The sequence below is a fragment of the Stenotrophomonas sp. SAU14A_NAIMI4_8 genome (assembly GCF_003086695.1).
Taxonomy (GTDB): Bacteria; Pseudomonadota; Gammaproteobacteria; order Xanthomonadales; family Xanthomonadaceae; genus Stenotrophomonas.
In genome coordinates, this window is sequence record NZ_CP025999.1 from 4,029,382 (window position 1) to 4,044,354 (window position 14,973).

Genomic DNA, 14,973 nt, shown 5'->3' on the forward strand with positions numbered 1-14,973 from the left:
AGCGTCGTTGCTGCCGGGCCGCGCACAGCGCAGCGGCCCGGGTGGATACGGCTAGTACGCGCCCGGATCGGCGCTGAAGCTGACAGGCACGGTGATCGTGGCCTGCCCCCCATTGATCAGGTTCACCCCCAGGCTGACGCTGGTGCCGCCCGCGGCACCGCCACTGGCGGCGCTGCAGGTGCTGCCGGCCGAGGCACTGCAGGTCCACGGCGCGCTGAGCGTGGCGCCCGCTGGCAGCGTGTCGCTGACCTGCGCGGCGGTCACCGCATCGGGGCCGGCGTTGCTGACGGTCAGCACATAGCTGGCGCTGCCACCGGGTGTGTAGGTGGCACTGCCATCGCTCTTGCTGATCGACAGATCGGCCTGGCGGGTGCGGTTGGTGATGCGGCAGACCACGGTGAGCGGCTGCGCCGCCAGCGCCGGCGCGGTGAAGTTGAAGCTCTGGCCGGTGCCGCTGCTGAGCGTGGTGCCGCCCTGGTCCTTGCACTCCCAACTGCTGGCGTAGCGCGCCAGGACCGTGGCGGTGCCTGCGGTTTCGGCCAGCGTGTAGACCGTGCCGGGTGTCGTAACCACTGCCGTGGTGGCACCGTTGTTACCCACGTTGGCCACGCTGGCCAGCACCGTGGCCCCCTGTGCCACGCTCAGGTTGAACACACCGGTATCGGTGGTCGGCGCCAGCGTCTTCACCAGCTGCACCGTGGCAGCGCAGCTCTGCGAAATGCTTTCCACGGTGAACACCGCTTGGCCGATGCGGATGCCCAGCAAGGCCAGCAGGTTGTCGACCACCCCGCCCAGCACCGCCGTCAGCACCGGTCCCACCAGTGCATTCACCACGGTGCGCAGCGGTGGCAGCAGGGTGGATACCAGCGCGTTGACGATGGTGTTCACCGGCAGTGGCAGGGTAACCAGCGCGTTGACCAGACGCACCACCGGCGTACCGCTGGTGATGGTCACGTCCAGCGAATTGATCAGCGAGGTGACCATGGTGCTGGCGCTGACCGTGCCCGCGGTGAGCGTGCGTGTCTGTGGAAATGCGCCGGGTACCACTACCGACTGCAGGCCGGGCGTAGCCGTGGCGACGGCGCGCACCGACACGGTCAACGGCACATCCACGTCGGCCACTTTCACGGCACCGGCCAACAAGCTGACCGCCACGGTCACGTTCAACGTCGTGGCATTGATGGGGGTCACGCTGGCCGGGGTGAGTACGGCACTGCGGTTGAAGAACACCGCGTCGCTGATGGTGCCGACATACAGGTTCACCAGGCCCGGTCGCGCCTGCAGGGTGACCGCGTTGCTGGCCAGGCTGACCGCGCTGATGGTGCCTTCGGCGCGCGCCACATCGGCGTAGACCGACAGATGTAGCAGCGACGCATTGATGCTGGTGCCCGACAGCGATACCAGGCCACCCACGTTCAGTCCGTTCACCGCTGAAATCAGCGGCGCCACGTTCAGGCCCTGCACGATGTCGAAATCCAGCTTGAGGCGGATCGCCGCGCTGTGGAAGCTGGTGCCGACCGGGCCGCAGTTGAACACCGGCGGTTCGACCACCTGCGCCCACACGCGCACGTTGGCCAGCCCGCCCAGTCCCAACGGTGCCAGCTGCGCAGTGGTCAGGGTGATCGGCGTGGGCGTGGTGACCACGTTGCGGAAGTTGTACAGCTGCACCCCGCCGGTGATCAGGTCCAGCACGTCCAGGTTCACCGTGGCCAGCGAACCCGGCGGCAGGCTGACCTGCAGCAGATCGGCCAGGCGGATGTTGCCGGTCAGCCCACCGATGGACGGACTGAGCAGACCCAGCGCGCTGGCCGCGGCGGTCTTGCCGTCGGCCTGCAGCACCGACACCATCGCCGCCTGCAGCTGGGCCAGGGTGATGTTGGCGTTGAGCACCTGGCTGGGATCACTGACCACCACGCCGCCGTTGAGCTGGGTCAGCAGCGCGTTGAGATTGATGTCGGCGCCGGCCAGGTTGTTCCAGTCCAAGGCGGTGAGCTGGACGCTGGTGCCGGGCAGCAGCGTGCTGAACAACAGATTCAACACCGGGCTCTGGGTGGAATCGACCGACACCAGGCGGGGCCCAGCCGAAACACAGGCGCCATTGGCGGTACAGGCATCCTGGGCGCGGGCCGTCGGCACGACCATTATTAATGTGCACAGGATCACACTAAATAGCAGGACATTTACTTTGGTGAGTAACACTGACACCCGCTTCACGACTGAAGCCTTATCCATCGCCCCATCCCCTGCGCCGCGGCTGCACCCGACCAGCACCGCCCGGACATTGCCGGTGATGAGGCATGTGTCGCACACTGGCTTCGATGTTTCTGATGTTTTCCGGCGCTGCGTGGCCGGTTTTGCGATTAATTACGTTTGCGCGCGCAGGGGTCAAACAAGACGGCGTGAAGACGGTAGTAAGCAGCACTGTCGCCAGGGAGGAGACGATGGGAAACCCAGGTGCGGCAAGGGCAGACAGTCATTCTGTACAGGCACGTAAAAGAATCGCTGCCCGGTAAGTATCGATAACCACCCATCAACTAGGGACAGGGAAAGGGGGAATACCGATGTTGTCGATGGCTGATCGAATCCGCGGTGCACGCACGGCGGCCGGACTTTCACAGACACAGCTGGCGCAGGAAACCGGGGTGAAGCGCAGTGCGGTGGCGCAATGGGAGCGGCGCGGCGGCACCCATCCCAGCGTGTCGCATCTGGCCCGGATCGCAGTGGTGACCGAGGTCCGCTTTGAATGGCTGGCCACGGGCCGCGGCTGCGGCAAGCCGGACGATGAGGAACTGGGGGCGGCGCCGCCCAGCGCCGATTACGCGCGCAATGACCTGGAGGGCAACATCCTGTCGCTGGTACGGCGGCTGCCGCCGCGCAAGCGCAAGGTGGCGCACGACATCATCGAGATGCTGGGCGTGTGACGCTGCGGTGGGCCCGCCGGGTTACAGGCGGGCGCGCGGCGGCAGCGACCAGTCGATCGGCGCCTGGCCCTGGTGCTGCAGGTAGTCGTTGGCCATCGAGAAATGGCGGCAGCCGAGGAAACCGCGGTGCGCCGACAACGGTGAGGGATGCGGCGCCTTCAGCACGCGGTGGCGGCCGGTGTCGATCACCTTGCCCTTCTTCTGCGCGTACGCGCCCCAGAGCATGAACACCAGGCCGTCGCGTTCGCGGTTCAGCACGTCCACCACGTGGTCGGTGAAGCCTTCCCAGCCGCGGCCCTGGTGGGCGCCGGCACTGCCCTCCTCCACCGTCAGCACCGCGTTCAACAGCAGCACGCCACGCTGCGCCCACGGCAGCAGGCAGCCGTGATCGGGCCGGGCAATGCCCAGGTCGCCTTCGATCTCTTTGTAGATGTTCAGCAGCGAAGGTGGCACCGGCACGCCGGGCTGCACCGAGAAGCTCAGCCCATGGGCCTGGCCCTGGCCGTGGTAGGGATCCTGGCCCAGCACGACCACCTTCACCTGCTCGAACGGGGTGGCGTCGAACGCAGCGAAGATCTGCGGCCCCGGCGGGAACACCGCCACGCCGCTGGCCTTGCGCTGGCGCAGGAACGCGGACAGCTCGCGCATCTGCGGCTGCAGCAGATAATCGCCCACGCGCTGCTTCCAGCTCGGCTCCAGCTGGATAGCCGGGGTTCCCACTACTTCGTCGATCATTTCAATACAGGTCCATCGTTCAAGCGGGCCAGGCGCAGCTGGAACAGCACCTTGGTCACCAGCAGGCGTTCTTCGATCGGCTTGAGCACCAGATCGTTGGCACCGGCCTGCAGCAGGCCGGTCTGGTTGTGCGGATTGCCGTCGCCGGTCATCACCAGCACCGGCAGGCGGCGCTTGCCGTAACCGAAATCCACGCGCACGCGCTGCACCACGTCACGCCCGCTCAGTTCCCCCTTCAGGGTCACGTCGGTCAGCACCAGGTCGATGCGGTGGCGGCTGCGGCCCAGCGATTCGGCGGTGAGCAGGGTGAAGGCTTCTTCGGCACTGACCACGTGCAGCACGTTCAACTGCTGCCGTTCCAGCATGCGCTTGGTGGCCTCGGCCACGACCCGGCTGTCTTCCACGTACAGAATGGTGGCGCCAGGAATGGTCTGCGGCTGCACGTAGCCACGGATGAACGTCGCCAGGGCTTCGTGGCCCAGCGACTTGTCGAAATAGTCGGTAACGAATTCGGTGAAGCGGCGCTGCTCCAGGTGCTGCTGCGCGTCGCCAGACACCACGATCACCGGCACATAGGCCTGGCCGGCGGCCTCGCGCACCTTGCGGGCCAGGTCCAGGCCGTCGCCATCGCGCAGGGTGAGCGAGGTGGTGACCAGGTCCACCGGGCCCTGCGCCAGCACCTGCTGCGCCTCTTCAATGCTGTCGCAGCCGATCACCTCCACGCCGGGCAGGTCGCGCTGCAGCACGTCGGCAATCAGCTTGCGGACCAGCTTGGACCCATCGACCACCATCACCCGCGTCGCGGGCCCTTCAATATGCTTCAGCGCTTGCGGTTGCATGCAGGTCTCAGGTGTCGGTGGGGCGGGTCTGGCGCAGGAAGTGGCCGGTGACCAGCCAGGCCCCCAGCCAGCCCAGCAGCAGCGTGCCCAGCAGCACGAGGCTGCCGTGCAGCAGGTCCAGCCCGTGCAGTACGAACGGGCTGCCGTAGCTGCGCGAAAGGTCGGCCAGCGGTGCGCGCAATGCGGCACCGGCCACGCCGATCAGCGCGAGTGCCACGGCACCGGCGCCCAGGCCGTACCACGCGCCCAGGTACAGGAACGGGCGGCGGATGAAGCCATCGCTGGCGCCCAGCAGCTGCAGCACGCCGATTTCCTCGCGGCGGGCCTGGATATCCAGGCGCACGGTGTTGCCCACCACCAGCGCGGCGCCCACGCCCAGCAGCGCCGACAGCACCTGCACCAGCCGCGCGCCGAACGCCAGCCATGCATCCAGGCGCTTGCGCCACAAGGCATCGTGCTGCACCAGGTCGGCACCGGGCAGGCTTTCCAGCGCGCGCGCCAGACGCGCGTCATCCTGACCCTGCGCCGGGGTCACCACCAGCAGCGAGGGCAGCGGGTTGTCGTTGAGGGCGTCGATCGCCTCGCCCAGGCCGGCTTGGCGCAGTTCCTCCAGGCCTTGTTCGGGGGTGCGCACGGCCACGTTGGCCACGTCCTGGCGGTCGCGCAGTTCGCCGGCCAGGCGCAGTGCGCCGGGACCGTCCACATCGGCCTTCAGGAACACGTTGATGTCGCGCGACTGCTGCACGCTGCCAGCGAACTGTTTCAGGTTGTCCAGCGCGATGGACAACCCCAACGGCAGCGCCAGTGCCAGCGCCATGACCATCACGGTCAGCAGGGTGGCCCACGGCTTGCGGCAGGCACGGCCCAGGCTGAACACCACGCTGTGTACGTGGTGCTGGATCCACACGCCCAGGCGCGAGGGTGCGGCGGCTTCGGCGTTTTCGTTCTTGGCCATGGGTTACTCCGCCAGATCCTGCGGCGAGATGTCATCCACCAGCCGGCCGTGGTCCAGGATCAATACGCGCTTGCGCATGCGCCGCAGCAGCGGCAGATCGTGGCTGACCACCAGCACGCTGGTGCCGCGCGAAGGCAGTTCGGCGAACAGGGCCATGATTTCGGCGGCCAGGGTCGGGTCGAGGTTGCCGGTCGGCTCGTCGGCCACCAGCAGCTTGGGTTCGCCCACGATGGCGCGGGCAATGCCGACGCGCTGCTGCTCACCGGCCGACAGCTGCGACGGCAGTGCCTTTTCGCGGTGGCCCAGGCCCATGCGTTCCAGCACCGAGCGCACGCGCTTGCCGATATCGGCGCGGCGCGTGCCGCGCAGGATCAGCGGCAGGGCCACGTTCTCGGCGATGGACCGGTCCATCAGCAGGCGATGGTCCTGGTAGACCGCGCCGACCGCGCGACGGTGGCGCGGCACATCGCCGCCGCGCACCTTCAGCAGGTTGCGATCGTCGAACACCACCGCGCCGCGGCTCGGCCGTTCGTCCAGGTGGATAAGCCGCAGCAGGGTGCTCTTGCCCGCCCCGGAATGGCCGGTGACGAACAGCATCTCGCCGGGGGCCACTTCGAAGCTGACATCGATCAGCGCCTCGTGGCCACCGGCGTACTGTTTGCTGACATTGTCAAAGCGCAGGACACTCATGCCCCGATTATGCAGGACCGACGCGACGGATCGGTAGCGCCGGGCCATGCCCGGCGGATTTTTCAATCTGCCGCTGCGCTCGCCGGGCATGGCCCGGCGCTACCCGCTGATCGGCAGTGCCGATCAGTTGCCCGACAGCATCCGGCGGATCTTGCGGCCGATGCGGGTCAGGAACGAATCACCGGTATCGGCGGCGGTGCGTACCGGCTTGGCCACCACCTGCACCGGGGTGACCGGGTTGGCGCCGTTGCCCGACGAGGTCTGCACGCCTTCGGCGCCTTCGACCGGACGGCCGTGGCGACGACGACGGCGCTTGCGCGGCTTGCGCTCGCCCTCGGCGGCGCCTTCCACTGCACCTTCGGCGCGCGGCGGGCGCGGCGGACGCGGGGCCTGGGCCACGGCGGCCTCGGCACCCTCGACCGGCGCGGCGGCCGTCTGCTCGCCTTCCACGCGCGGCTTGCGCGGGCCACGCGGGCGACGCTCGCCACTGCGCTCACCGTCACGGCGCTCGCCACGGCCACCGCCGGAGCGGCCACCACTGCGGCCACCGCCACGACGCTCTTCCTCGGCAGCGCGGGCTTCGCGCGCTTCACGGAAGATCTGGCCGACGCTCTCGTTCTCCTCGCCTTCCTCGCCCGCAGCCGGGGCCGGACGTTCCGGGCGCGGCAGCGGGGTCAGCAGTTCCTTGGTGACCGGCTCGGACGGAATCTTCTGCTCAATGTAGGCCTCGATGTCCGGCAGGCCCATCGCGTAGCGCTCGCAGGCGAAGCTGATCGCATCACCCTCTTCGCCCAGGCGCGCGGTACGGCCGATGCGGTGCACGTAGTCTTCGGCATCGAACGGCAGATCGTAGTTGTAGACGTACTTGATGCCGTCGATGTGCAGGCCGCGGGCGGCCACGTCGGTGGCCACCAGGATTTCCAGCTGGCCCTTCTGGAAGCGGTTGAGCAGGCTCTCACGCTTCTTCTGCGGCACGTCACCGGACAGCACGCCCACGCGGTAGCCGGCCTTTTCCAGCGAACGCGCCACGCGCTCGACGAAGACCTTGGTGTTGACGAAGACCATGGTGCGCGCGCCTTCGCTGCGCGACAGCAGGCCCAGCAGCAGCGGGATCTTCTCGTCGTCGGCCGGGAAGTAGATGCGCTGGCGCACGCGCGCAGCGGTAATGGTCTCGGCTTCGACCACCAGCTTCTGCGGCTCGTTCATGTGTTCGTAGGCCAGCTCCAGCACGCGGTGGCTGAGGGTGGCGCTGAACAGCAGGGTCTGCCGGGTGGTGCGCTCGGGCATGCGGCGCAGCAGGAAGCGGATGTCCTTGATGAAGCCCAGGTCGAACATGCGGTCGGCTTCGTCCAGCACGCAGATTTCGCAGGCGTGCAGCGAAACCACCTTGTGCTGCTTCACGTAGTCGATCAGGCGGCCCGGGGTGGCGATGATCACGTCCACGCCCTGCTGCAGCAGCTCGCGCTGCTTGTCGTAATCCACGCCGCCGTAGACCAGAGCGAAACGCAGGCCCAGGTCGGAACCGAACTTCACCGCATCCTTGTGGATCTGGATGGCCAGTTCGCGGGTCGGCGCCAGGATCAGTGCGCGCGGATCTTCCGGCTTGCGGTCGGCCAGCGCCGGACGCGTCAGCAGGCGGTTTACGACAGCGACCAGGAAGGCCAGCGTCTTGCCGGTGCCGGTCTGGGCCTGGCCGGCAACATCGCCACCGGGCAGCGCGACCGGCAGGGTCAGCGCCTGGATGGGGGTGCAACGGGTGAATCCGGCTCCTTCAAGGCCCGCCTGCAGGGCCGGGTGCAGCTCGAAGGAGGAGAAGGTCAAATCGGTCAGCGGTTTGTCGCTCATGAGTCCGTCTTGGTATGGCCGCCGGCCCGTGGGGCGGCTGGCACTTCATCGTCTAGGGGCACCGTCGCAAACTGCGGCCCCTGCGGCGGGTTGGCAGGCTGGGACCACCGGGTCCGCACGCCTCACAATGCCTCAGTTTACCGCAACCGGGCCGGCAATCCCGCGCAGCCGTCTCAACCCGCCTAGAGACGAACCCTGCACCCCGCTCTTCACCCAGCCACACCGCACTTGAACGCCCCCCGCCGACAGGGGCTGGGCCGGCCGCCAGATGCCCCCATATCCCGGGAAGACAGTGAAATCCGACACATACCGTCGTCGGACACGGTCACGATACGCTGGGTTCCAGCCAGCCTCTGTCCCCGCGCTGCGATAGGGGTACACTGCCGGCCGTGAGCGTCCAGGCATCCCGCCGAACGCACCGTGGCACACCGCCGCGAGGCAACGACGAGGGTCGCGCCACCGGGCATGGCCCAGTTCACCCACCTCCGGCCTGGCCGGGTGCAATCCAAGACGAGAAACCAAGATGAGCGACAAGGTTGTACACGTCGGCGATGCCGACTTCGATAGCGCAGTGCTGAATTCCAAGGAACCGGTGCTGGTCGATTTCTGGGCCGAGTGGTGTGGCCCGTGCAAGATGATCGCCCCGGCGCTGGACGAACTGGCCGACGCCTACCAGGGCCGCGCCAAGATCGCCAAGGTCAATGTCGACAACAACCGTGCGCTGGCCGCCAAGTACCACGTGCGTTCCATTCCCTACCTGGTCGTCTTCAAGGACGGCGAAAAGGTGGGCGAGCAGATCGGTGCGGTGGGCAAGGCCCAGCTGGCCGGCCTGCTGGACAAGGCCCTGGCCTGATCCTGCTGTTCCACGGCAGCCGCTGACCGCGGCTGCCGCTGGGCGCCCCGCGCCCGCATGAATGCCATTCCCGGTGACCCTTGCAAGGCGCCGCGGGCCGATGATAGTGTCGGCATATCCGGCCGCGTTCGCGTGCCGCACCCTCTGGACGCAGTTTCTTCCAGACCCATTCCCAACGTTCGCCGCCCCAGCCGGGCGCTCGCACCTTCAAGCGAGGAATAACGCTCTTGTCCGATCACACTTCCGAAACCGGCAGCGCCGATGCGCCCGCCGAAAAGCGCGTGCGCAAGCCCCGCGTGAGCAAGGCCGCCGCTCCGGCAGCCGCCGAAACCAGCGCTGCCCCCGCGCAGCCGACCCTGCCGCTGGCAGCCGCGCCCGAAGCGCCGGCACCGGCCGCAGCCGCCCCCGCGCCGAGCGCGCCCGCCGCTGAAGCCCCCGCCTCCGGCGGCGGTGACGCCGGCGAAGGCCGCGAATCCGGCCAGCCGCGCCAGCAGAACCACCAGGGTGGTCAGGGTGGCGGCCAGAACCAGGGCCAGAACAACAACCCGTACAACCAGAACGGCCAGCAGGGCCAGGGCAACCGCCGCGACCGCTTCCGCAACCGTCGCGACCGTGACCGCAACCGCGGTGGCCGCGATGACGGCATGCCGCAGGACGGCGGCGAGCAGCAGCCCTTCGTGCCGCGCCCGCACGCCAACGTGCCGGAAGGTTTCCCGGTCTATTCGCTGAGCGACCTCAAGCGCATGCCGGCGCAGAAGCTGCTGGAAATCGCCGAGCAGCTGCAGATCTCCGAAGGCGTCGCCCGCGCCCGCAAGCAGGACGTGATCTTCGCCCTGCTGAAGGTGCTGACCCGCCACGGTGACGGCGTCGCCGCCGACGGCGTGCTGGAAATCCTGCCGGACGGCTTCGGCTTCCTGCGCGCGGCCGAAGCCAGCTACCTGGCCGGCCCGGACGATACCTACATCTCGCCCAGCCAGATCCGCCGCTTCAACCTGCGCACCGGCGACCACATCTCCGGCCGCATCCGCTTCCCGAAGGACGGCGAGCGCTACTTCGCACTGAACATCGTCGACACCATCAATGGTGAGCCGATCGAAGCGTCGAAGAACAAGGTGCTGTTCGAGAACCTGACCCCGCTGTTCCCGCGTCGCCGCTTCACCCTGGAGCGCGGCAACGGTTCGTCGGAAGACATCACCGGCCGCATCCTCGACCTGATGGCGCCGCAGGGCAAGGGCCAGCGTTCGCTCATCGTGTCCCAGCCGAAGGCCGGTAAGACGATGATGATGCAGCAGGTGGCCACGGCCATCACCACCAACCACCCGGACGTGCACCTGATCGTGCTGCTGATCGACGAGCGCCCGGAAGAAGTGACCGAAATGCAGCGCACCGTGCGCGGCGAAGTCATCAGCTCGACCTTCGACGAACCGGCCGCACGCCACGTGCAGGTAGCCGAAATGGTGATCGAGCGCGCCAAGCGCCTGGTCGAACACAAGAAGGACGTGGTGATCCTGCTGGACTCGATCACCCGCCTGGCACGTGCCTACAACAACGTGGTGCCGAGCTCGGGCAAGGTGCTGACCGGTGGTGTGGACGCCAACGCCCTGCACCGCCCGAAGCGCTTCTTCGGTGCTGCGCGCAACGTGGAAGAAGGCGGCAGCCTGACCATCATCGCCACCGCGCTGGTCGACACCGGCTCGAAGATGGACGAGGTGATCTACGAAGAGTTCAAGGGCACCGGCAACAGCGAAGTGCACCTGAGCCGTCGCATCGCTGAAAAGCGTGTGTTCCCGGCCATCGACATCAACCGTTCGGGCACCCGCCGCGAAGACCTGCTGATCGAACCGGAACTGCTGCAGAAGATCTGGATCCTGCGCAAGCTGCTGCATCCGATGGATGAAATGGCCGCGATGGAATTCCTGCTGGACAAGATGAAGAACACCAAGTCCAACGACGAGTTCTTCGGTTCCATGAAGCGATAAGAAAGAAGCCCCGCAGTGCGGGGCTTTTTTTTGCTTCCGGGACGGCCCCATCCACGCATGGCGTGCATCTACCGGTAGCGCCGGGCCATGCCCGGCGGATGCATCACCCCCCGGTAGCGCCGGGCCAAGCCCGGCGGATGCATCCCCCCCGGTAGCGCCGGGCCATGCCCGGCGGATGCATCACCCCCCGGTAGCGCCGGGCCAAGCCCGGCGGATGCATCCCCCCCGGTAGCGCCGGGCCATGCCCGGCGGCTTGGGTTTACGCGCAGACCTGCCGCGGGTCCAGGCCGAGGTCACGGCAGATGCGGTCGTGGGCCAGGCCGGCGCAGCGCAACGTGCCGCCCAGCATTTCACTGAGGATGCTGCTGCCGCGGTAGGCCAGGTAGCACCACGGCTCCACCGGCACCTTGCCGCCCTGCGCCTGCATCACCACGCGCGCTTCTTCCCACGCACCGCTGAAGTACAGCGCCAATGCGAACTGGCTCAGGTGACGGCGTTCGCGCAGGGACGTACGCCCGGCCAGTGCGTGTGCCAGCCCGGCGGGGTGCACGTCCAGCCAGTCCAGCAGCGCCTTGCGCACCAGATCCGCCAGCCCGGGCACCCTGCCCGCGCGCACCACGCCGACGATTTCCAGCGGTGCATTGCACTCGTCCACCCACGTCTCGGCCCATTCCACCACGTGCCAGGCGATCACCGCATGCGCATCACGGCCACGCGGTGCGTGCTCACTGATCCAGCGCAGGTACGCCCACATCTGCTCATCGCTGCCGTCCCATTTGCCCATGCTGGCCTTGGCCAGCATGTGCACCGACGGCGCGTGGAAGGGGACCATCGCCATTACCTGTGCGAAGCGCTGGCTGCGCGCATCACGCTCGATGTCACACACCACATCGCAATGCAGCAGCCCATAGAAGGCCAACGGCGGCGGATTGATGCGCGCGGCCAGTTCCTTGAACCGCGTCTGCGCGGCCTGGAACTTCAGCGGAAACGCGCGCCTGCGCGCAGCGGGAATGTCGTCATAGTAGTCCTCGCCGCGTACGCGCCACGCTTCCCCCAGTTCGGCGAAGGCCAGCAGCAGCGCAGCATCGGCGGAGTCGGGTTCGGCGGCGAGCCACTGCGCAGCAATCGCCATGGCGTCCTTCAGCTCACCCAGACAGGCATAGAAGTTCACCTGGTCGCCTTCATGCACCCCGGCCATGGTGGCCGAAGCCGAGGCGTAGGCGCCCTCGCGCACCTGCTGCAGCAGGGCCTGCGCTTCGCCGACAAGCCTGACATTCACGGTGGAGGCGTACGGCAGCAGCCGCACGCTCTGGAACAAACGCCGCATGATCGTCCTTGTGTGTGAATCCACGCCATGCGCGGATCGTTTCCTGGCGCGCCAGTGTAACGGCGCACCAGGATCAACGGACGGAACAGCATCCCGTTTTGCCGCGCGGACCGGCGTGCGCCCGCACGGGCGCGCGTCTTACGGGCAGGCCACCGCGCCCTCGGCGTTGGCCGTGTTGGCGGTCAACTTGATCTGGGTGAATGCCGCCGCAAACGGCTTGTCCGCGCTCACCACGAACGGAGCCTCCACCGCGCCCAATGCCACACCCTGTTTGGCGAAGCACGCCAGCGGCACGGTCACCGTCTGCTTCTGCCCCGGCGAGAGCTTGCCCAGCAGCGGGGCGATATCCACCCCGCCCTCGCAGCCACTGCCGCACTGCATGGTCACCTTCACCGGCGAGGCCGGTCGCTTCACCAGCTGCACGTCGAACTGCAGCGCGCCGTTGCTGCGCGCCAGGGCGCCCAGGTTGCGCCGCGAGGTGCTGCGTGCGATCAGCTGCGCCGGGGCCAGCCAGGTCACTTCCTTGGCATCCTGCTGGGTGTTCACCTGCACGGTATGCACCTGCACCACCGGCGTGGCGGTCGGCCAGCGCAGGGTGGCATTGAGATCATTGCCCAGCGGCTGGGTGGCGCCCGCGGCCGCTACGTGCAACGCGAACGGCGGCGTGTCGGCGCGGTTGAAGATCGGCAGCACCGTCACTTCGCCGCAACTGTCCGGGTCGGCCTCTTCGAGACGGGCGACCTTGCCGCCCTTGGCGTAGCTGAGGCCATAGCCGAGCGCGAACAGCGACGGCTTCTTCGCATCGGGCTGGTCGATCGGTGCCGGGCAGGGCACGCCCGGCCAGGGGAAGCTGAGGCGGCCGCGGAAGTCGTGCGCGGGCTTGCCGCCCTTGCCGGCCACCAGCACGTCGGCCACGCCCTTGCCTTCGGTGCCCGGCAGCCAGGCTGCGACGAAGGCGCTGGACAGGTTGAGCAGATCGTTGGTGTACATCGGGCGACCGGACAGGTAGACCGTCACCACCGGCTTGCCGGTCGCAGCGGCCGCCTTCAGCGCGGCCAGATCCTGCGGGTAGGCACGGCTGTGGCTGACGGTATCTGAGGCAAGGATGTCGCCGTTGGTTTCCGCATACGGCGTCTCCCCGATCACCGCCAGCACCACGTCGAAGGACTTCGGGTCGACGCCCTGGCCATCGGCACTGAAGCTGACCTTGTCCGCGCCCAGTTCGGCGCGCAGCGCGCCCAGCACCGAATCGGCGTTTGGGAAATCGGCGTTCTTGTTCTCGGTACCCTGCCAGGTCAGCGACCAGCCACCGGACTGGTCACCGATGTTGTCGGCGCCCTTGCCGACCACCAGCACGCGCGCATCGCGGCGCAACGGCAGCACCTTGCCTTCGTTCTTCAGCAGCACCAGCGATTCGCGCACTGCACGGCGCGCCAGTTCGCGGTGCTGCACGGCGCTGGCATCACCGGCATAGCGGCTGTCGGACGGCTTGTGCTCGAACAGGCCGGCGCGCAGCTTCACCCGCAGGATGCGCGTCACCGCATCGTCAATGCGCGCCATCGGGATCTCGCCCTTCTGCACCTGCGCGGTGGTGTTGTCGATGAAGGCCTTCCAGTCGTCGGGCACCATCACCATGTCGATGCCGGCGTTGATCGCATGCGCGCAGCTGTCGTTGCGGCAGCCCGGCACCTGGGCGATGCCGTTCCAATCGGAGACGACGAAGCCGTCAAAGCCCATCTTGTCCTTCAGCGCGTCGGTCAGCAGCGCCTTGCTGCCGTGCATCTTGCCGTAGTCGACGCCGGCGGCACGATCATTCCAGCTGTTGAACGAGGCCATCACCGTCTGCGCGCCTTCGGCCAGCGCGCCGTAGTAGCCCTGCGCATGCACGTTGATCATCGTCGCCTTGTCGACCAGCGCCTCGCCCTGGTCGCGGCCGCTGTCGGTGGCGCCATCGCCAAGGTAGTGCTTGGCGGTGGTGACCACGTTGCCGTCATCCTTGAACGCGCCCTGGGCGCCCTTGACGTAGGCATGGGCGAAACTGCGGATCACCGCCGGGTCGGACGAATAGCTTTCGTACGTGCGGCCCCAGCGCGGGTCGTGGGCCACCGCCAGGGTGGGCGCGAACACCCAGCCGATGCCGGTGGCGCGCACCGAGCGCGCGGTTGCTTCGCCGATACGCTCGATCAGTTCCGGATCGCCGGCCGCGCCCAGGCCGATGTTGTGCGGGAACAGGGTGGCGCCCAGTACGTTGTTGTGGCCATGCACCGCATCGGTGCCCCAGATCACGGGCACCGGCGTCTTCGCATCGGTGGCCAGCGAGGCAGCGTGGTAGGCATCAGCCAGTTTCAGCCAGTCCTGCACGCTGGCGTGCTTGTCCATGCCCGGCCACGAGCCGCCGCCGTTGAGCACCGAACCGATGTAGTAGCGGCGCACCTGCTCGGGTGTGATCGTCTTGATCTCGGCCTGGGTCATCTGCCCGATCTTCTGCGCCAGCGTCATCTGCGAAAGGATCTGCTGCACGCGGCTTTCGATCTGCGCATCGGTGGCGATCGCGCTGTGCACGCGCGGCCAGTCCTGCAGGCGTTCGCCGCTGGCCGGTGCGGCACCCACGGGCGCGGCAAGGGCGGCCAGCAGGCAGCTGGCAAGAAGGGTCTGGGTGGGGCGATTCACTGGGCTCTACCTCCGTGGATGAAGTTCCTGGCGTGTTCGGCTGCGGCAACACGTCGGCGTGGGCGCCTGCGCACCGCTCCTGACAGCGCTGTCATATAAGGCGTCCCCGCGGCTGTCAATCGTTGTTCGTGTGCAACCGGGCGCGTGTACCGCAACAGC

11 protein-coding genes are annotated in these 14,973 nt (G+C 67.8%); 3 read left to right on the plus strand and 8 right to left on the minus strand.

Annotated elements, in window-relative coordinates; translation table 11 throughout:
- Nucleotides 1-51 precede the first annotated feature (51 nt).
- Entirely contained in the window at nt 52-2,136 is a 2,085-nt protein-coding gene (locus tag C1930_RS18135; RefSeq protein WP_199912377.1) for a DUF11 domain-containing protein, read from the minus strand.
- A 434-nt stretch (nt 2,137-2,570) separates the two neighbouring features.
- Between C1930_RS18135 and C1930_RS18140 the strand changes: the two genes are divergently transcribed.
- A complete protein-coding gene (locus C1930_RS18140) occupies nt 2,571-2,921 on the plus strand; it encodes a helix-turn-helix transcriptional regulator (RefSeq protein ID WP_234412190.1) in 351 nt (116 codons plus the stop codon).
- 21 nt (nt 2,922-2,942) lie between these two features.
- Here C1930_RS18140 and ung read toward each other — a convergent pair whose 3' ends face one another.
- The 5 genes from ung to rhlB form a co-directional block, all read right to left on the minus strand.
- The gene (gene ung / locus C1930_RS18145; protein ID WP_108772347.1) at nt 2,943-3,656 is read right to left on the minus strand and encodes a uracil-DNA glycosylase; all 714 of its coding nucleotides are present in this window, start codon (nt 3,654-3,656) and stop codon (nt 2,943-2,945) included.
- Entirely contained in the window at nt 3,653-4,495 is an 843-nt protein-coding gene (locus C1930_RS18150) for a response regulator (RefSeq protein WP_108757344.1), read from the minus strand. Before C1930_RS18150 ends, ung begins: the two co-directional genes overlap by 4 nt.
- A 7-nt stretch (nt 4,496-4,502) precedes the next feature.
- Nucleotides 4,503-5,450 carry a permease-like cell division protein FtsX gene (gene ftsX / locus C1930_RS18155; RefSeq protein ID WP_108757345.1) on the minus strand — a complete coding sequence of 316 codons (948 nt, stop codon included), beginning with the start codon at nt 5,448-5,450 and terminating at the stop codon, nt 4,503-4,505.
- A 3-nt stretch (nt 5,451-5,453) separates the two neighbouring features.
- On the minus strand, nt 5,454-6,140 hold the full coding sequence (gene ftsE, locus C1930_RS18160) for a cell division ATP-binding protein FtsE (RefSeq protein ID WP_108751049.1): 687 nt from the start codon (nt 6,138-6,140) through the stop codon (nt 5,454-5,456).
- Nucleotides 6,141-6,263: 123 nt separating this feature from the next.
- Nucleotides 6,264-7,985 (minus strand): ATP-dependent RNA helicase RhlB, encoded by a 1,722-nt coding sequence (rhlB, locus tag C1930_RS18165; protein WP_108757346.1) that lies wholly within the window; start codon nt 7,983-7,985, stop codon nt 6,264-6,266.
- A 523-nt stretch (nt 7,986-8,508) separates the two neighbouring features.
- On the opposite strand from rhlB, the gene trxA reads away from it, so the two are divergent.
- Both trxA and rho read left to right on the plus strand, forming a co-directional pair.
- A complete protein-coding gene (trxA, locus tag C1930_RS18175) occupies nt 8,509-8,838 on the plus strand; it encodes a thioredoxin (RefSeq protein ID WP_025878607.1) in 330 nt (109 codons plus the stop codon).
- Nucleotides 8,839-9,065: 227 nt separating this feature from the next.
- Entirely contained in the window at nt 9,066-10,817 is a 1,752-nt protein-coding gene (rho, locus tag C1930_RS18180) for a transcription termination factor Rho (protein ID WP_108754357.1), read from the plus strand.
- 259 nt (nt 10,818-11,076) lie between these two features.
- On the opposite strand, the gene C1930_RS18185 is transcribed toward rho, so the two are convergent.
- Both C1930_RS18185 and C1930_RS18190 read right to left on the minus strand, forming a co-directional pair.
- Nucleotides 11,077-12,144, minus strand: coding sequence for a hypothetical protein (locus C1930_RS18185; RefSeq protein WP_108772348.1), 1,068 nt, complete (start codon nt 12,142-12,144; stop codon nt 11,077-11,079).
- Nucleotides 12,145-12,282: 138 nt separating this feature from the next.
- The gene (locus tag C1930_RS18190; protein ID WP_108772349.1) at nt 12,283-14,814 is read right to left on the minus strand and encodes a glycoside hydrolase family 3 protein; all 2,532 of its coding nucleotides are present in this window, start codon (nt 14,812-14,814) and stop codon (nt 12,283-12,285) included.
- Nucleotides 14,815-14,973: the final 159 nt, after the last annotated feature.